This window comes from Cupriavidus sp. GW822-FHT02D05 (genome assembly GCF_058802485.1).
Genome location: NZ_JBXAOE010000006.1, coordinates 1 through 17589, shown reverse-complemented (window position 1 = coordinate 17589; position 17589 = coordinate 1). Strand labels below are relative to the sequence as shown.

Genomic DNA, 17589 nt, shown 5'->3' with positions numbered 1-17589 from the left:
AAAATCAGAGCCAGGTGTTAGTGATGATCGGTGAATGACACAGCCAAGCCTCGGGCAACTCGTTGAGATGGCGGTGGAGTTCCCCACCGTCTCGCAAATGGAGGCGTTCAAACGTCCGGGGAGCCTCAAGTGCAGCCTGGTAGTTCAAATGGAAAGGTTGTGGGTCGTGCATCGCCGCGAATCCGGTTATCTCCTCGTGCGACTGCGTGCGCACGCCAAGGCAAAAGCGGTCGCCGACCCTCAGCTCTCGGAAGCGGTGTTGGGTGAAATCCAATGCGGGCAAGACATAGCCTCTGATATGGCTGCCCCGGCTACGACGGGCTTGAACTGCGGGAGCTGCAAATCGCCGCGTAGCTCGTACGTAACCTGCACCGGCATGCCGACGGTCACCGCATCGGGGTCGCAGTCGACAATGTTACTCATCATTGTCGGCCCCTCAGCCAGTTCGACCAGCGCGAGCACGTAGGGCACGCGCGCGGCCACGGATTCGTATGGCGGCACGTGCACCACGGTCATGGCCACAACCTTGCCGCGCCCGCTGGCCGCGTGCCAGCCAAGGTCGGTGGACCAGCAGGTCGGACACCATTCGCTGACGAAGCGAAAGCGGGCACCGCAAGCCTTGCAAATGCGGATGCGGAGCTCACCGATCGCGGTCCCGTCCCAGAAGGGCTGGTTCACCGGGTTGACTTCGGGCATCGGTCCACCGCTCATAGCGACCGTCCCAGGATCAACGTGGCATGTTCGTACATCATTCCTCCGTAAGCATGGACGAGCGCCGTTTCCGCGCGTTCGAGCTGATTCTCTCCGGCCTGGCCCATTACCTGTCGCACCGCTTCAACGATCAACGACATGCCCGAGGCTTCGCCAGTGTGACCGAAGGACAGCAGGCCGCCGTTGGTGTTGACGGGCAGGCTGCCGCCGAAGTCGATTGCCCCGCTCCGCACGAAGGCGCCAGCTTCTCCTGGTCGGCAGAAGCCCAGGTTCTCGAGCAGGATCAGCGTTGTCACCGAGAAGGCGTCGTAGAGCATTGCCAGGTCGATGTCTTTACGCGACAGGCCACTGCGCCTAAAGGCGTCGTCGCCAGTGCGGCCGGCGACGGTATCGATCAGGCGGTTGCCTGCCGAACTCAGTGAGCCGTGGCTGTGTGCCTCACCGTAGCCGAGCAGGTAGGCGGGTTGCGAGTTGAGTTGACGCGCCTTTTCGGCCGTGGTGACAAGCACCGCCCCGCCGCCATCACAGGGCACGGAACAGTCAAGGTAGTGGAACGGTGCAGCGATCATCCGGGAGCCCAGCACGTCCTCGACCGTGATCGCTCCTTTGTTGTGCATCAGCGCGCGCGGGTTGCGCAGAGCCCATTGGCGCGCTGAGACCGCCACGCGCGCGAGATCGGCCTGTGTCGTGCCGCGCTCGGCCATGAAGCGGGATGCGATCAGCGCATACAGTGCGGGAATGAACGGTCCGTAGCCGATCTCGAAGTCGGGCTCGCTGATCATGCGGGCCATCACTTCGGCACCGCCCGAGCTCGGCTTCGTGAACTTGCCGGTGCCGATGCAGAGGATGCAGTCCGCAAGGCCGTCGCGAATCGCCGAGGCAGCGCGACCCACCATGATCGCGAAGCTCGCGCCGCCTGCGTTCAGCGTCTCGGCAAAGCCCGGCAGCAGCCCAAGCTCGGCACCGAGCTTCTCGTGGGTATAGATGTCGATGGTGCCAACGCCCTGCCCTGAGGGTACCGCCAGGAGGCCGTTGACGTCGCTCGGGCGAAGGCCCCATTCGCGCAGCGCGCCAATTGCCACCTGCCGATAGAGGTTGTGCGGGCTGATTTCGGGAAAGCGCGCGGGCGGCACTTCGTAGCTGGCTGCAATAGCAACGCCAGTTGGCATATTCAAGGGCTTCTCCTGTTTTCTCTGGCGCTAGGCGCTGAGATCGATCACCACCTTGCCGACATGCGCGCCGCTCTCCACACGGCGATAGGCCTGCTTGAACTCAGCAAATGGGAACACGGTGTCGATCACAGGGTGGACTCGAAAGGCGCTCATCGCCGCTAGCAGCGCTTCGAAGCTCAACCTGGGGCCAATCACGATGCCTCGGATGTTGATCGAGCGCTTCAGGATGCTTAGTGGCGCGAGTCCGCCTCCAAACCCGGTGACGAAGCCCACGAGGCCGATCTGGCCGCCGATCCGCGTGCACGCTACAGAACGTTCGATCGTCGTCTCACCGCCGATCTCGACGACCTTGTCGACCCCTTTCCCATCCGTCAGGTCTAGGATGGCCTTCTCCCAATCCGGCACCTCCCGGTAGTTGACGACGGCCTCAGCGCCCAGATCCCGCAGCTTCTGAGCCTTTGTCTCGGACGATGTGATAGCGAGCGCGCGAGCCCCGAACATGCGTGCAATCTGGAGCGCGAACAAGGCGACGCCACCGGTTCCCTGCACGAGGACGATCTGACCCGGTACAAGAGGCTCAGCGTATGTGAGAGCAGACCATGCTGATACTGCGGCACAAGGGAGCGAAGCGGCCTCCTGATACGACAGATATTCAGGAATCTTCAACACCGCATTTTCGTCGACCAGGACGAAGTCGGCCAGCATCCCGTCGATGGTCATGCCGATGCTGTGCGTCTGGAACTCATCGACGAACGGACCGCCAATCCAGTGACATTGGCAGTTCGCTGTAACCCGGTCGCCCACCTTCACGCGGGTGACGCCCGCGCCGACCGCGACGACCTCGCCCGCGCCGTCGGACAGCGGTACCGGCTCCTTCTTCAGAGGCCCCGGATAAAGACCTTTGGCAATGATGGTGTCGCGGAAATTAAGCGACGCTGCATGAACCCGGATCAGAACCTCGCGATGACCGGGCTCCGGGGTGGGCTCTTCTACCAGGGTCAAGCCATCATAGCTTCCAGGGTCCGTAATGCGGACAGCTCTCATGATCACTCCTTTCAAATTGCCGCGCTCGACGGGACAAGACTGACGAGCGCTGGTTGTTGTCTCGGGAATTGGGCCATGCAGATCAACCGAACGATCTCCTAGCGCACGGCGGTCTGAGCGCTACGATGTCGCGATCAGTGCCGGCAGGGCAGTGAGCGGGTTGGTCTCGAACCCATATTCGGCGACGCCGAAGATCGGTGCTCCAGGTCCTTGTTGATTGCCATGATGGGCTTGTAGCCGTTCCGTGGCTGCGCTAGGGCTATCAGGGTTAACCGCCAAGATTGGGGCGACGATGGACTGTAATTTCGGCATTTCCTTTATCTCGTTGGACGCGCTAGCGCAGTCGCCATGTAAATGGTCGGCCCAAACGACCGATGCTGCTTGTCCTGCGCGGCAATAAGCGCCGTCTGGCCTGGTGAAATCCACCGTGGCCGTGGCAATCGGTCGAGATACTGGCCCAGTAAACCGCTTCGCGAGGACATCGACAAGTCCGCTTCCACCGCGCCCCTTTCGCCTGCATACCCATCCAGATCCGTGATCTCGCGAGGGCTCCCCAATGGCGGTCGTCGCCGACACTGGCGGAACGCGACGAGATGGCAGCCTGGTACCCATCTGCGGGCGCACCGTCCACACTTGGGGAACAGGCTTGTAAGCTATCACACCGGCGTCAGGGCGCTACGCACGAAATCTGGGACGCTCTGCGTCCCTTCGAACAAGGCGCGCCCGATGCGCTGTTGCCAGTAGGATTCGCTGCCCGCCGCCACGCGCCAAGCGTGCAGCCGGCGGGTATGCAGTTGTAGATCGTACTCTGCCGTGATGCCGATGGCGCCGTGGACCCCGTGTGCGATGGTGGCGACAGGCACGACGGCTTCGCTGGTACACGCCTTGGCCACGGCCACGAGCAGTGGGGCGGGCAAAACACCGCACGAAGCGCACGCGATGCGCGCAGCCATCCGGGACTTCTCCACGTGCTCGGCCATCACACTCAATTGGTGCTGAACAGACTGGAACTTACCGATCGAGCGGCCGAACTGCTCCCGCTCGTTGGCGTACTGTAGGGTTCGAGCAAACACCTCGCGCATCGAGCCCGAAATCTGCGCGGCAATCACCACGGACTGGATGACTCGAAGGTCATGATGGGTATGCAGGGTCCGCTCCGGCCGCGCGCCCTCATGCCATTGCAGGTATGCGTCGGTGGGCAGACCATTGTGCGCTTCGCGGCACGCCGCATGAGCGTCGAAGAGCCGCAGCGACCGACCGTCGTCGACAAGCACCCAGTCAGCAACACGGCCGTGGTGCACCTCAATGGCCCGCACCGGCTCGGTCCGCGTCGCGAGGGCGATGGCACCCTCCGGCGCTGGCTCACCATCGAGGGCTAGCAGTGCCCGAGCCATAATTGTCTCGCCGAACGGCACTGGCAAGGTATGCCGGCCGCAAGCCTCGAACAACGCGAACACGTCTGAAAGGCCCAGCCCTGCGCCGCCCTGCGACTCGGGCACCAACGCGTCGCAGAAGCCGGACGCTTCGAGGGCCTCCCACAGTGTCTCGCTCGATCCACCCGCTTCGATCGCTCGCACCGCTTTCGGTGTAGAGCAGCCTGAAAGCAGCGCCTCTATTGCATCCGTCAACATGTCGTCGTGCATGGTCGCTCCTCAACGAAGGCCAAGGCCGCGTGCGATCATTCCGCGCAGCACTTCGCGCGTACCGCCACGCAGCGAGAATGCCGGCGCTACTTGCGTAACATAGGCAAGGGTCCGCTCCAACTCCGCACCGGACGGCACATATGGATCGGCATGAACGATATCCGCAACGAGCGACGGTAGCTCCTGCTCGAACGTCGTGCCGAGGTCCTTCACCAATGCGGCTTCCACCACTGGGCTGAAACCCTCCGCCAGACGCGCAGTCACCGCCACCGACATGCTGCGCAACACCGCTAAGCGCGACGCTATGGCGCCCGCCTGCGCCAGCTCTGCGCGGGTCGGATTCGGATGTGCTCGCAGCCACTCGAGCCACGGCTCGAGCAGCACGATGCTCGAATAGATGCGTTCGGGACCGCTGCGCTCGTAGGCAAGCTCGGCGGTCACCTGTTCCCAGCCGCTGCCTTCGCTGCCTATCAGCGCGTCGTCGCCGAGTTCAACGTTGTCGAAGAAGACCTCCGAAAAATGCGCATCGCCCGTCAGATCCTCAATAGGGCGAATGGTCACGCCCGGAAGCGACAGGTCGACGACGACCTGTGACAAGCCTCGGTGACGGTCATCCGGGCTGCCCGATGTGCGCACCAGGGCAATCATGTATTGCGACCGCATTGCGTGCGTCGTCCAGATCTTTTGTCCGCTTAGCCGCCAACCGTCGGCGGTCTTCACCGCGCGCGTACGCACGCTCGCCAGGTCAGATCCCGAACCCGGCTCGCTCATGCCGATACAGAAGAAAGCGTCGGCGCGGCAGATGCGTGGAATATAGAAGGCCTTCTGAGCCTCGGTGCCGTATTTGACGATCAGCGGCCCGCTCTGGCGCTCGGCAATCCAGTGCGCCGCCACCGGGGCGCCAGCCGCGAGCAGTTCCTCAGAGATGACGAACCGTGCGAACGGGCTGCGCCCGCCGCCGCCAAGTCCGGCAGGCAAGGTGACACCCACCCAACCGCGGGCGGCAAGCGCGCGGCTGAAGCCAGCATCAAAGCCTGCCCATGAGCGAGCGCGCCGGTGAGGCGGGACGTCACGCAGATATTCGCGCAGAAACCCGCGCACATCCTTGCGCAACGCTTCGTCGGCGGCCGGGACGGACGCCAGTTGGAGAGTGTCAATCATGAGCTTGAGATAGGGGGTTCACATCGCGACATCAGTAGTAGCCGGGCGGACGCATGCAGCGCGCCCTTCTGGGGGATGTGCGGGAGAGGCGGAATCTGAATGAGTGCGTGGATCCTGCTCCAGAGGCTCATGAGGCTGAGCACGATCCGAAGCAAACTCTGCCATGACTGCGGCGCCGCGTCGCGTGCCCTTCACGTCCTTCAGGAGAAAATGCGACAGCGCCGGAATCAGGATGAGCGCACCGATCATGTTCCACAGGAACATGAAGGTAAGCATGATCCCCATGTCCGCCTGAAACTTGATCGGCGATGCCGCCCAGGTAACGACCCCGGCAGCTAGTGTGATACCCACGAGCGCCACAATCTTGCCGGTGAAGCCCAGCGCCGAGCGGTAAGCTTGATCGAGCGGGACACCCTGGCGCTGAAACGCGAGCTGAACACTGAGCAAATAGAGCGCGTAGTCCACGCCGATGCCCACGCCGAGCGCAACCACCGGCAACGTCGCCACCTTGATGCCGATGCCGAGCATCGCCATCAAGGCCTCTGCCATGATGGAGGTCAGGATGAGTGGAAGAATCGCTACCACCACCGCTCGCCAGTTGCGGAAGGTGATGGCGCACAGAAGCACGACGGCTGCGTACACTTCCAGAAGCATCTCGCGGTTAGCCTTCTCCACCACTGAGTTGGTTGCGGCCTCGATGCCGGCGTTGCCCGCGGCAAGAAGGAATGTCCGGTCGGAGTTCGACGACGAATGCCGGTCGACGAAGTCCTGCGCCACCTTCGCCACGCGCGTCAGCGTCTCGGCCTTGTGGTCAGCGAGGTAGGCAAGCACCGGCATGACCGAGCAGTCCGTGTTCAGCATCTCGGAGTTCCAGTTCTGCGCGAGGCCGATGCGGTCCTTGAGCACCAGCGGGTCCCACGCGACCGTCGACCACTTTGGGTTGCCCTCGTAGGCGCCCACGGTGAACGCGCGAAGCTGATCGACCAGCGAGGTAGTCTGCTGGACTCCCGGCACGCGACCCAGTTCTGCCCCAAGGCGGTCCATCTCGGTAAGCGTCTCGAACGAGCGGCAGCCGTCGGTAGGCGTTTTCACCATCACAGCGAACACATCGCTGGATATACCGTAGTGTTCGGTGATATAGGCGTTGTCTCGGTTGTAGCGCGAGTCGGCGCGAAGCTCCGGCGCACCAGGATCCAGGTCGCCGATCTTCACGTCATGCGCCTTTACGAAGGCGAGACCCGCCAGCACGAGCGAGGTCGCGATCGCCGCGAGCGCATAGCCGCGCCCAGTGAATCGCGCAATCCAGCGCCAGATGCCGGCGACTTCGCCACCGGAGGCCGCCAGACTGCGGCGCGCAGCCTCTGGTGAAACTCCAACGTACGACAGCAGTACGGGCAGCAACATCAGGTTGGTGACAATCAGGATTGCCACGCCAATGCTCGCCGACAGTGCTAGCTCGCGAATAACAGGGATGTCAATTACCGCCAGCACCGCGAAACCTACTGCGTCCGCGAGCAGTGCCGTGAGGCCGGCGAGAAAAAGGCGCCTGAACGTGAAGCGTGCCGCAACCCAGCGGTGGGTGCCGCGGCCGATGTCTTGCATCACTCCATTCATCTTCTGCGCGCCATGACTCACGCCGATCGCAAACACGAGGAACGGTACCAGGATGGAAAAAGGGTCGATCTCCATGCCCAGGCTTGCGACGATGCCCAGTTGCCACACCACGGCCACGATCGAGCAGGTTATCACCAGCGCGGTGCTGCGCAAACACCTGGTATAGAGAAGGATGATGAGCGCCGCAGTCGCTGCCGCGATGCCGAAAAAGGCCATCACCTTCTCCAGGCCATGAATCAGGTCGCCCACGAGCTTCGCGAAGCCGATGACGTATACCCGGTAGCGCGGGTCCTTTTCCGTGCTGGCGCGCACCTCTTCGATAAATCGCGTCAACGCCTCGTTGTCCACGGAACGCCCGTCGGCGTCGCGATCGAGCAGCGGCACAACGATCATGCTCGAGCGCTGGTCGATGCTCACCAAGTTCCCCACCTGGTTCGCGCGCTGGATGTTGAGGCGCAATTTGGCGATGGACCGCTCAGAGCCATCGTAGTCGTTCGGCATCAGCGGGCCGCCGTCGAAGCCCGTCTCGGTCACCTCCGACCAGCGCACCGCAGGTGAGTGCAGTGACTTGATCCACGCACGGTCAACGTACGGCGACAGGAAGATCCTGTCGTTCACCTTGGCTAGCGCCTCGAGGTAGTCGCGATCGTAGATATCGCCCTTGGTGTTCTCGACCACCACCCGCACCGTATTGCCAAGGCCGCGCAACTCCGCGCGGTTGTCGAGGAAGTTGCGTACAAAGCTGTGGCTTTGCGGCAGCATCTTCTCGTAGCTGGCGTTTACGTTCAGCAGGCGAAGCTGCCATCCGAGAGCCGCCGTCACGACAAGGCAGATGAGCATCACCCAGCTGCGGTGGTTGAAGACCAGCCGCTCAATGACGTTCCCCGACGAGCGGTCGAACCGCGCGGGATCGCTGTAGTTGTCGGTCGCCCCGGATGGGGTCGTGACTGTAACGTGAGCCATTGATTCTGTTCCTTGGAGCTAGGGACGCGAGGACGCGGGAGCCGCGGCCTGCTCAATCCGGATGCCCGTCGAGCCGACGGTGAGCAGACCTCCGTCTGGCGCGCTGACGATGCCGGCGACGGGAACGCGTAGGCCGTTGCCGTGCGGCTTGAACGTGGCACCGCCGTTGGTGCTCACCAGAGCCTCGCCCGCCTGACTGACGAGGACGATGTCGCCGTTGGGCCTGACGTCGCCCGACACGATGCCGCCCGCAATCCCGGTGGGGATTTGCTTCCAGTGGGCACCGCGGTCAGTGGTGCGGAACACACTGCCGCGCATGCCGAAGACCAACACCGACTGCGGCGTCACCAGCGCGCCAAACAGCGAGCCGTTGTAAGGCGTCGCCACGTTGACGAAGCGGTCCTTCGGCCCATCCCACCGCCATACGTTGCCGCCCTCGCCGACGAGGTACACTTCGTCGCCGAGGCCACCGACCGCATAAAGGTGCAATTCCTGCGGGTTATCGATGCGCTCGATGAGCGGCGCCCAGTGCTCGCCGCCGTCGGCCGTGCGGAAGATCCGGTTGAAGGTGCCGACAACGAACCCGGTCTTCGCGTCCTTGAACCAGACGCCGAGAAACGGCTGCGTCGTCCCCTCCTTCGCCCAGCGCTCGGCCTGCTGCAACACGACGTCGCGCTGCTCCGGCGGGAGCTGGTCGGCCGTACTCCGGTAGTGTTCCAGCGCCAGTGCACCAGCCTGCTGGCCGTCGAGCTGGCGCGCCCAGGTGGCGCCACCGTCGGTGGTATGCAGGACGACGCCGCCGTGCCCGACGACCCAGCCGTCGCGCTCGCTGCCGAACGCGACGTCGACAAGGTCGTTCGAGACGTCGACCTTGGCCTGCCGCCAGGCACCAGCGCCATCTCGCACGGCGATCACGCCGTAGCGGCCGACCGCCACCACGCGCTGCCCGACGCGCTTGGCCGCAAACATCGGCGACCGCGCGGGCTCGGAGAGTACTGGTGCCGGGACGCTCAACGGCCCTTGGAACGCATGGGCCGCGAGCGACAGCACGCAAGCGGCCAGAGGCGGGAGTGTACGCAATGCTCGCTTCATAGCCGCCTCGTCGCTCAGCGAACGCCGCCAGCGGTCAGCGCGCCGGGGGTGTACTCACGCGCGGGCAGCTTGGCCGCGATGGGCGCGGACCCCTTGCGAGTGTAGCTGATCAGGTTGAACGCGCCGTACGCACCGGTCTGGTTGTCGTAGGTGACGAACGGGCTAGGGAACGTACCAAGATCCGGGTTGCTGTAGACGAAAAACGGCAACTGCATCGTCGTTCGGTACAGCTTTCCCGACGCGTCATAGCCCTCGTAGACGCCCGCGTTGTACGTGTCCTCCTCGATGTACATCACCCGCTTAGAGAAGATGTGGCGGCGCCCCGACTTCAGTGTTCCCTCCACCTGCCAGACGCGATGCAACTCCCAGCGCACGCAGGCCGGGTTCATGTGGTTCGGCGTCAACAACTTCTCTTCGCTGCACTCTTTCTGCAGTGGCTTGTAGCTGTTATACGGAATGTACATCTCCTTCTTGCCCACGAGCTTCCATTCGAAGCGGTCCGCGCGGCCGAAGAAGCCACGTACTTCGTCCATCGCCGACGTGCCGCCGGACGACGGGTTCGGCGTGTCGTACTCCAGGTCGGGCGAGAGCTTCACACGACGCTGACCCGGCAGGTACTGATAGGTCGAGGTAGCAGCCTTCTGATCGATCGGGACATTCTGCAAGAAGCGTTCACCCGCACTGCGTGCCGGCTCCTCGGTGTCGTACCGGGAGCGCAAGATGATCCGGTCTTCCTGCTTGTCTGCGGAGCTGGTCTGCTGCCAGAACGGCTGCTCGCTGGCGGCGTTGAACCACGACATCAGCGTCATCCTCCCGGACTTGTCGACAACATAGAAGCCCACGATGTACTTGATCGCCGTGCCCATGAAGCTGAGGGACTTGTTGAAGAGTACTTCCTCGCCCGTCTTCGGAATCGGAAACGGCAGGCCCGCCTTGCACTCGCCCTCAAGATCCTCGTTGACCAGCTTGCACTTCGTCGCGTTCGACACCATGTTGTCGAGCGCGTACTTCGGGTAGTAGGCTGTGCGGTGCGTCGGGTACACGTCGAGGTGAAAGCTCGGGTACTTGGTCAGCATGGCCTTCACGCCATCGGCCAGCTTGTCGGCGTACTGCGCCATGTTCTTCGCGTCGATCGTGAGCAAGGGCTTCTCGTCGGCGAACGGGTCAGGCAGGTAGCCCGGGCTCTTCGGATCGAAGCTGGCCGGAGGCTTGATCGGCATGCCGGTGTACTCGGGGATGGTGCCGTCCTTGTTGCCGGCCTTGATCGCACCGAACGGAGTCAGCGTCGTGCCGAGCTGCTTTGCTTCGTCCGCGGTGACGGCGGCAGCAGCGACTTGAGTGGCCAGCACGGCCAGCACGCAGGCGGTGATTTGAATGCTCGTCTTCATGTCGGTTCCTTGAGTCAGTTCAAACTTGATTGGGAGGGATGCGCCCTCAGAATGTGGTCTTGAGAGTCAGTGAAAGCCAGCCGCGGTCGTTGTAGATTGCGCCAGCGGAGTTGTTCGTGACAACTTGGTTGCCTACCGTACTCATTTGCCCCATGTAGCCGGCGTAGCTCAAGGTGATGAAATACTGGTTCCTCACTTCGGCCGTCATGCCCACACTCCACGCGCCGTTCCCTTTGCGGCTGCTGCCCAGTGTCGCGCCGTTACCCTTGAGACCGATGCCGAAGTTCAGGGGCATCTTCAGGTCCACGCCCGGCCATACCTGGTACCACACCGGCTCAAGCGCGAGGTTGATCGCCCAGGCGTCACGCGTGATACAGCCGTTGCTAACCCCGCCCGAGCAGGCCGGCGAGTCTACGGCAGCGAACTTATCGGCGTTGCTTGTCACCCTGCCCAGGCGCGTGTAGTTGAGTTCGGCGGTAAGCGGCGCAGCGTCCCAGAGCGGATTGCCGCCGAAGTACTGCACCATGTTCACCAACGCATGCCACGTGTCACCTCGCGCGCCCTGGCTCGTGACGTTCGCGCTGTTGAGCGCCGCGTCCTTGCGGTAGGAAACTTCAGCGCCAAAGCTGACGCCCCCCACGCTCTTGGCTAGGCTCACACCGATCATCTTGGTGTCCCGCGCATAGGCCAGGTGAGACTCGCTGAAATCCGGACTGACGGCCAACCACGGCAGTTTCTCGTCGAACTGGCGATAGTACAAACCGGCGGTAGCCGCGAGCCACTCCGGCGACCAACGCGCCATCGCTCCCCAGTTTCCACTATTCTTTGGCCGGTCGACGGAGGAGCCGTTGAACGGCACACCGGGCGCAAGGAAGGTGCCTCCGTCGGTGTTGAAGAAGTTCGCGGAACCAAAGTACGAGCCTCCGGGCGGCAGGCGCCACGGTTGCCATTCGAGGTAGTACTGTGCGCCAAGCGAGAGGTCATTCGTGACCTGCGCCAGACCTGAAACCTGGGTCAGCGGAAGGAACAGCTCCTTCGCCTGGCTTCCCGGGTTCGCCACGCCCTTGATCCCGTCAAGCCCACCCTGCGAGTACGCGATGCTGTTGGCGACCGAGAACAGTGACTCGCCCCAATAGACGTTTTGGCGGCCGATCTTCAGACGTAAGGGGACCTCCCCAAGGTCAACCTTAGTGAAAACGAAGGCGTCAAGCAGTTCGCCAGAAGGGCCGCGGGTGAAGCGCCTAACGTAGGGGGTGTAGACGTCGCCGGGGTATGTGCCCGGCGCTCCCTTTACCGAGAGGTCGTGGTAGGCCTGGTCGTACCACGCGTCCGCGCTCACGCGAAAGCCGTGGTCGGCCTTATACGTGACGTCGAATTCGGACAGAAGATCGATCCGGTTGGCGACCAAGTCGCCGCGCTTGAACTTCAGGTCCGAGCTGTTGTACGGCGGCGTGTTGATAATAGCCGGATCCTGCTGCTGTGTGCGTACACCCAGGTTGTAGCGCAGCGTGTTGTCCCAGCGGACCTTGAAATCTGGATCATCAACGTCGATATTGAACGCCTGGGCGGCGCTCGCGAATGCGAGCAACAGCCCGAAAGCCGCATGTCTAGGCGTGCCCGCTAGGCGCGCTACGCACGCTGACTGCTTTCTCATTGTGGTGTCTCCGGTGTTGTTGTAGCCAGTCGCTTCGTGTCGGCGACTCGATGACGCATCACAAAGGCGATCGATGCGCAGGCCTCCGATGAGCCCGAAGCAACTTGCGCCTTCGTACGATGCATTCTAAGAAGTGCGGCCGTCGAGGGCTTGCCTGCGCGTGCAATACAAGCGGTGCCTCCATGCAACGACGTGACCGTGTGTGTGTGCGACGAAGCGAGACCGGCGAACGCGACCGGCGCAATCATTCCGCCTAGCGAGGCGCCGAGGACGATTGGGCCGGGCGTCAGTCACTCCAGCACTGAGCAAAGATCCGAGACGCGCGCGGCGATCCCATGGTCGCCCGTCGTTGATCAGTCGCTGTCACCGCAGCCGCACGTGTCGAGCGAGACCACGTGGTAGCTGACCACGACAAACGCCTCGAATGCTCGGTGCCAACTTGTGGCGGGTCTGTCCGCCGCCGTGCAGGAACACGATGGCTTGGAGGCGGGAGATCGCCGCCGATACTGGGCGCGACGCTAAGGCCGCCGGCGACTGGAAATCGATGTACAGGTGTATACCGCTCGCGTTGATCCGTGCAGCCTGGGCCTCTCGGCGTCGCGGCTCGCGCCCCAGCGTACAGGGCGATTTGCCCGCGAGCGCGGCGCGCCCAGCGAAGGCCTCACCGCCTTCGCGACGTCGATCGTCTCGCACACGGCATCCTTGCCTGTCACAACTGCGAAACTCCCACGGCGAGCAGTCGAAGTGCTCCCGGAACATGCAGGCGAAATGCGCCGCGCTCTTAAACCCAGCCATCATCTCGATCCCGGTGATGGTGTATCCGCGCCGGTCCAGCGAGAAATCCAATCATGCGACTTCGCGAGCCGGATTTTTCACAGTAAGTCGGAGAAAGCGGTGCCATGCTCCTTGAGCAAATTTCAGAGGTTGCGCTGCGAGATCTGGCGCACCTGCGCAAGCGTGGGCAGAGGGAGATCTAGATTGCTCAGGTGCAGCATGCTGATGTACGCGATGATGTCCTCGAGCCGCTTCTCGCGGATACTCTGGCGCGGACCGACCTGCACGCCCCGCTCCTCGGTCGCCTCCGCAGCCGTCTTCAGCAACGCCGACACGAGCTTGTCACCGACCATACATTGACCTACTCGCCCTCCTCACGCAGCAGCACCAACAGATGCGGTATCGCCTAGCACAGGTCCGCTGGCGCTATGAGCCGCCTGCTCAGCGCGCAATTCGGGATTTGCCGGTGCCCACGTCCAGTTGGAACAGAATGAAGAAGCACTCTGCCAACTGCTGGCCAGCTGGCTTGCTCATGTAGTGATATGGTACTTTCGAGCGAGTGAACGAGTAGTTCCCGGTCCGAGCTTATGGGAACTATCGCTCTGAGTGATGGAGAGGTTTCTCGCCTTCACATACCCGGGACCACGAGGTTCTCCTTGTTCGCCCAGAAGTGCTTCCGCATGCGGCGGATATACACCGCGCACGCGGCGCCACAGTCCTTATGGGGTCCAGCGCTGACGACACCATCACTGTCGGCGTCCTGTGGGCACAACAACGACATCCAGTTGCGCATGGCCAAGGGGCCGGAATGGATCGAAGGGCCGTACATCATGCCAAGCGGCCGGCTCGTGATGACGACCGGCGACTGCGAGCGCTGCGGTCAGTGCTGGGCCCTGTCCGCCCCCCGATCGATGGCGTGCCGCAGAGGATCAAGGCAGTGCGCCAGGAGATCCTGTTCGGCGCTGAGATCATCAAGATCCTGCCCAGCAAAGGCCACGACCTCTACTGGAGCGTCCGTTATCGCAACATGTCCAATGCCGAAATGCGCGCCGCGGTGGCGTCGGCGCACAGGGCTGACGTGCGGGTGTGAGTCCACGTGACCACCCGCAAAGCGGTGCCCAAGTTCCCGGCGGCCGACGTGGACATCATCAATCACGCCGATTTCAAAGACGAGGAATGCCTCGACAAGGGCACGCCCAAAAGTCCACGCTTGCTGGAACGTCCACGATGATGAGCCAGTTCTGTTTGATATGCCCCAACCCCGTAGGCAAACCCTCTATCAACGGAGATGGCTCGGTCATGACATCTTTCCCTTGGTTCATTGCCCGGGCACCCAACGGGACGAACCCGGAACGCTCGCCCGCATGTATCCCGAACCTTCCTGCTTCAGATCGTCGAGCTGCCGACCCGCATCATAAGAAGGGGCCTTTATCACCATGTATGTGTATACGGCGCCGATGAAAAACTGGACCGTTCCAATTGCTATAATCATAGGTGACGAGAAATACGGAGATAGTAACGGGTAATATATTATCTGCGACAGAGATTGACCGATCCACAATACGACAGCCAAAAGAATAGACTGCCCCTTGCGAGATTTTCTCTTAATCATCATTGGAATCATCCAGATAGTCCCCACGAACAGAGAGATATATGTCGTTAACAGATACAACTGATCATTAATTACAGATCGCATAAATATAAAGAATACGTACATCGCCACCTGAATGAAAAAGTAAGACAAAACCACCCTCCCTGTTGTCTCACCCAAGCCGATCTCTTTTCCACTGTATTTTATTATCTGCCAAGAAAGCACAAATTCCAATACTATATATGGTGCGATTACATAACCGCCAGCGGCGAAGAACCAATGGTTAGAAACGCCGTGCCCCATAAAATACGATCCAGCAAAAAATGTATCATGCGCAAAGAAAAATGTCGTCGCCGCTAGCGGCATCGCATGCGTTCTATCGCGAAAACCGAGCCTTATGCTTTCTATGCACTGGATGTATCCGACCAGCATCGCCATTGCCGCAGCCAAGGACACCGCCAATGGCCTTGCATCGATATTTCGTATGACTTCATCGATTGAGTACATTCAAAGCTCCTTTATCCATTGCTAGAACAGTCGTGAACACCTTAATTCACTTCCACGAACTTCCAGAACTTCATTCATCGCAGGCAGTGCCTGATGGTTCATAACTCTTATAATTCCTTTGGCCCACCGACATTACTTTTCATCGGCTCATACCATAAACATTTTTGGCCGTTTCGTGGAACAGGAATTCCTTTTCCACGTCACTAAAGCTAGATACGATCTTCTTGAATCCGTTCCACAGCACTACATAGGAAATGTTCCGCATGTCTACCGGAAAGTTGCTTTCGAACATGCAGCGCGAGGGACCAAACATGTCGATAGCGGCCAGTATGTAGTCGCGTTGACTGGCAGCTACCTCATCGGACGTAGGAGGGCAAACACGATCGGCGCGGACGAGCCCGGTAAAATCCATATTCAGACCACCCAGCTTGACATACACGTTGTCGTAAGCCGACAGAGCGAGCATATCCCTGCGCCATTCCTGGAACGCCTCGCGAGGGCGGGCGGCATTCCGCCCTACGCCTATCGGGCCGCCCAGATGATCGATCACCACCGTGGTGCCCTCGAACTGCCTCACGAGATCATGCAATTCGTGGAGCTGCGACTGGAACACAGTCGCGTCGAATGTCAGGCCGGCCGGCGCTATCCGGGCGAAGCCTTCGCGAAATTTTGACTCTAGGAGAATACCCGGGAGCGTTCCGCTGTGCTCAGGCACGTCGTGATCAAATGAGGTGCGATGCCGCACGCCGACAAGCCTCATCGGAGAGGCCTCGCGATGTGCGTGCAGCACCTCTTCGACAGCCGCGCCTAGAAGGAGGTCTACCCGCGCGACGATCCCGGCGCAAGCGCCGCCGCCCGCGCCCTCGCGGCTCGCCGCTCGCTCGGCAACGGCGTTGATATATTCCGTCTCGCCAACAAGACGAAGGTGCCGAGGCCCAGACGTTCTGTAGTACGATTCGGCTTCTACGTAGATACTAGCGACGATATTATGGCCTGCCACCTGATCGGCCAACACCGCCTGCTCGCCATAGGATTCGAACTGTGGAACGGGCGGAGCGTCCCAAAGATGATGATGCGCGTCTATGATGCCAAGCTCGGGTTCGAGCGGCTCCTCCTTGACGAGGCTTCTCCAAAGGGTAGAGTCCATCTCTCCAGTTCCGTGACTTAATCGATTATTGTTCCTGTCGCCAATGTCGTCTTGATTCTGGCGCCACTCGCTCTCTTCGGCACTTCGGAGGCAACGCCTCCAATCCAAAGCAGAATTGATCTCCATCCCACTAAATATCGAACGCTGAAAGCGGATCTGCTCTATCGTGCCAGTAGTGCGCGGCTCGCCGCGATCAGCGTTACTCTCACATTGCGTGGAAATGTGTGGGACGGTCGAGGATCAGAATTAGCGCACCAATCCTGCTCTACAAACGCATGCCGTCCTGATTCTGAACGCGTATGCCCTGGTTGCAGCGCAGCGTGTTGTCCCAGCGGATCTTGAAGTCGAGATCGTCAACGTCGAAGTTGAACGCCGGGGCAGCGCTCACGCATGCGAGCAACAACCTGGAAGCCGCATCTCTGGGCGTGTCGGCTCGGCGCGCTATGTACGCTGACTGCTCTGTCATTGAGGTGTCTCCGGTGTTGTTGTAGGCAGTCGCTTCGTATCGGCGATTCGATGACGCATTACAAAGGCGATCGATGCGCAGGCTTCTGACGCGCTTGATGCAGCTTGCGTCTTCGTACGATGCATTTTAAGAAGTGCGCCGGTCGAGGGCTTGCCTGCGCGTGCAATACAAGCGGTGTCTCCATGCAACGATGTGACCGCAGGCGCGCAACGAAGAGCGGCCGACGACATCGCTCCGCCTGCGCAAATGAGCAGCGCCGGCTACCGTCTCGCTGAACGCGAACGCCTCCACGCGTGACTATGTCGGGATGAAACTCACCGTGTGAGCGGAAGCGACCGCTGGCCTGAGGTGCAGGAGGCGCCATAGCCGCGAGGCGTTGGTTGCCGCCAACACCAGCGAGCGAGACGCCGCCGATCGGGGGCGGGTTGGGAGGCCCACGATGAGCGTGGCTCGCGTCCAGGCATGGGGAGTGCCGGCGAGCGCAGCGCGCTCAGCGCAGCCTACGCCGCCTTCGCAATAGCCGCCGTCTCCTGCAGCGCGTCCTCGCCCGCGCGCTGGCGGTACTCGCGCGGCGAGCAGCCGAAATGCTCCCGGAACATGCGGCTGAAATGCGCGGCGCTCTTGAAGCCGGTCATGATCGAGATCTCGGTGATGGTATACCG

The 17589-nt window shown here is 61.6% G+C and carries 17 protein-coding genes; 2 read left to right on the top strand and 15 right to left on the bottom strand.

The features are described 5' to 3' along the window. Window positions 1–240: 240 nt before the first annotated feature. The 11 genes from AC1RQK_RS09555 to AC1RQK_RS09505 form a co-directional block, all read right to left on the bottom strand. On the bottom strand, window positions 241–696 hold the full coding sequence (locus AC1RQK_RS09555) for a Zn-ribbon domain-containing OB-fold protein (protein WP_492808713.1): 456 nt from the start codon (window positions 694–696) through the stop codon (window positions 241–243). An 11-nt stretch (window positions 697–707) separates the two neighbouring features. Continuing rightward, the gene (locus AC1RQK_RS09550; RefSeq protein WP_492809068.1) at window positions 708–1880 is read right to left on the bottom strand and encodes a thiolase family protein; all 1173 of its coding nucleotides are present in this window, start codon (window positions 1878–1880) and stop codon (window positions 708–710) included. A gap of 30 nt (window positions 1881–1910) precedes the next feature. Continuing rightward, window positions 1911–2927, bottom strand: coding sequence for a zinc-dependent alcohol dehydrogenase family protein (locus tag AC1RQK_RS09545; RefSeq protein ID WP_492808711.1), 1017 nt, complete (start codon window positions 2925–2927; stop codon window positions 1911–1913). Window positions 2928–3583: 656 nt separating this feature from the next. Further along, a complete protein-coding gene (locus tag AC1RQK_RS09540; protein WP_492808709.1) occupies window positions 3584–4570 on the bottom strand; it encodes an acyl-CoA dehydrogenase family protein in 987 nt (328 codons plus the stop codon). 9 nt (window positions 4571–4579) lie between these two features. Next, window positions 4580–5731 carry an acyl-CoA dehydrogenase family protein gene (locus AC1RQK_RS09535; RefSeq protein WP_492808707.1) on the bottom strand — a complete coding sequence of 384 codons (1152 nt, stop codon included), beginning with the start codon at window positions 5729–5731 and terminating at the stop codon, window positions 4580–4582. Between the two features lie 18 nt (window positions 5732–5749). Next, window positions 5750–8308 carry an efflux RND transporter permease subunit gene (locus AC1RQK_RS09530; protein WP_492808706.1) on the bottom strand — a complete coding sequence of 853 codons (2559 nt, stop codon included), beginning with the start codon at window positions 8306–8308 and terminating at the stop codon, window positions 5750–5752. Window positions 8309–8326: 18 nt separating this feature from the next. After that, window positions 8327–9400 (bottom strand): WD40/YVTN/BNR-like repeat-containing protein, encoded by a 1074-nt coding sequence (locus AC1RQK_RS09525; protein WP_492808704.1) that lies wholly within the window; start codon window positions 9398–9400, stop codon window positions 8327–8329. A gap of 14 nt (window positions 9401–9414) precedes the next feature. Next, entirely contained in the window at window positions 9415–10788 is a 1374-nt protein-coding gene (locus AC1RQK_RS09520) for a DUF1329 domain-containing protein (protein WP_492808702.1), read from the bottom strand. Between the two features lie 46 nt (window positions 10789–10834). Next, window positions 10835–12442 (bottom strand): DUF1302 domain-containing protein, encoded by a 1608-nt coding sequence (locus AC1RQK_RS09515; protein ID WP_492808701.1) that lies wholly within the window; start codon window positions 12440–12442, stop codon window positions 10835–10837. A 363-nt stretch (window positions 12443–12805) separates the two neighbouring features. After that, window positions 12806–13288 carry a hypothetical protein gene (locus AC1RQK_RS09510; protein ID WP_492808699.1) on the bottom strand — a complete coding sequence of 161 codons (483 nt, stop codon included), beginning with the start codon at window positions 13286–13288 and terminating at the stop codon, window positions 12806–12808. A gap of 71 nt (window positions 13289–13359) precedes the next feature. Then, window positions 13360–13569: a hypothetical protein gene (locus AC1RQK_RS09505; RefSeq protein WP_492808697.1), complete on the bottom strand. Its 210-nt coding sequence runs from the start codon at window positions 13567–13569 to the stop codon at window positions 13360–13362. Window positions 13570–14153: 584 nt separating this feature from the next. On the opposite strand from AC1RQK_RS09505, the gene AC1RQK_RS09500 reads away from it, so the two are divergent. Continuing rightward, entirely contained in the window at window positions 14154–14306 is a 153-nt protein-coding gene (locus tag AC1RQK_RS09500) for a hypothetical protein (RefSeq protein WP_492808696.1), read from the top strand. A gap of 6 nt (window positions 14307–14312) precedes the next feature. Further along, on the top strand, window positions 14313–14447 hold the full coding sequence (locus AC1RQK_RS09495) for a hypothetical protein (protein ID WP_492808694.1): 135 nt from the start codon (window positions 14313–14315) through the stop codon (window positions 14445–14447). A gap of 87 nt (window positions 14448–14534) precedes the next feature. Here the strand turns inward: AC1RQK_RS09495 and AC1RQK_RS09490 are convergent, their stop codons facing one another. The 4 genes from AC1RQK_RS09490 to AC1RQK_RS09475 all read right to left on the bottom strand — a co-directional run bounded on the left by AC1RQK_RS09490 (window position 14535) and on the right by AC1RQK_RS09475 (window position 17580). Further along, window positions 14535–15314, bottom strand: coding sequence for a hypothetical protein (locus tag AC1RQK_RS09490; protein ID WP_492808693.1), 780 nt, complete (start codon window positions 15312–15314; stop codon window positions 14535–14537). 139 nt (window positions 15315–15453) lie between these two features. After that, window positions 15454–16461 (bottom strand): amidohydrolase family protein, encoded by a 1008-nt coding sequence (locus AC1RQK_RS09485; RefSeq protein WP_492808691.1) that lies wholly within the window; start codon window positions 16459–16461, stop codon window positions 15454–15456. Between the two features lie 265 nt (window positions 16462–16726). After that, a complete protein-coding gene (locus AC1RQK_RS09480) occupies window positions 16727–16927 on the bottom strand; it encodes a hypothetical protein (protein ID WP_492808690.1) in 201 nt (66 codons plus the stop codon). A 500-nt stretch (window positions 16928–17427) separates the two neighbouring features. Next, window positions 17428–17580 carry a helix-turn-helix domain-containing protein gene (locus tag AC1RQK_RS09475; protein ID WP_492809067.1) on the bottom strand — a complete coding sequence of 51 codons (153 nt, stop codon included), beginning with the start codon at window positions 17578–17580 and terminating at the stop codon, window positions 17428–17430. Window positions 17581–17589 lie beyond the last annotated feature (9 nt).

Coding starts and splice junctions, on each gene's coding strand:
- AC1RQK_RS09550 (WP_492809068.1), bottom strand. CDS start 1,880: ATGCCAACTGGCGTTGCTATTGCAGCCAGCTACGAAGTGCCGCCCGCG.
- AC1RQK_RS09530 (WP_492808706.1), bottom strand. CDS start 8,308: ATGGCTCACGTTACAGTCACGACCCCATCCGGGGCGACCGACAACTAC.
- AC1RQK_RS09535 (WP_492808707.1), bottom strand. CDS start 5,731: ATGATTGACACTCTCCAACTGGCGTCCGTCCCGGCCGCCGACGAAGCG.
- AC1RQK_RS09480 (WP_492808690.1), bottom strand. CDS start 16,927: ATGACAGAGCAGTCAGCGTACATAGCGCGCCGAGCCGACACGCCCAGA.
- AC1RQK_RS09515 (WP_492808701.1), bottom strand. CDS start 12,442: ATGAGAAAGCAGTCAGCGTGCGTAGCGCGCCTAGCGGGCACGCCTAGA.
- AC1RQK_RS09520 (WP_492808702.1), bottom strand. CDS start 10,788: ATGAAGACGAGCATTCAAATCACCGCCTGCGTGCTGGCCGTGCTGGCC.
- AC1RQK_RS09505 (WP_492808697.1), bottom strand. CDS start 13,569: ATGGTCGGTGACAAGCTCGTGTCGGCGTTGCTGAAGACGGCTGCGGAG.
- AC1RQK_RS09485 (WP_492808691.1), bottom strand. CDS start 16,461: ATGGACTCTACCCTTTGGAGAAGCCTCGTCAAGGAGGAGCCGCTCGAA.
- AC1RQK_RS09540 (WP_492808709.1), bottom strand. CDS start 4,570: ATGCACGACGACATGTTGACGGATGCAATAGAGGCGCTGCTTTCAGGC.
- AC1RQK_RS09490 (WP_492808693.1), bottom strand. CDS start 15,314: ATGTACTCAATCGATGAAGTCATACGAAATATCGATGCAAGGCCATTG.
- AC1RQK_RS09525 (WP_492808704.1), bottom strand. CDS start 9,400: ATGAAGCGAGCATTGCGTACACTCCCGCCTCTGGCCGCTTGCGTGCTG.
- AC1RQK_RS09555 (WP_492808713.1), bottom strand. CDS start 696: ATGCCCGAAGTCAACCCGGTGAACCAGCCCTTCTGGGACGGGACCGCG.
- AC1RQK_RS09545 (WP_492808711.1), bottom strand. CDS start 2,927: ATGAGAGCTGTCCGCATTACGGACCCTGGAAGCTATGATGGCTTGACC.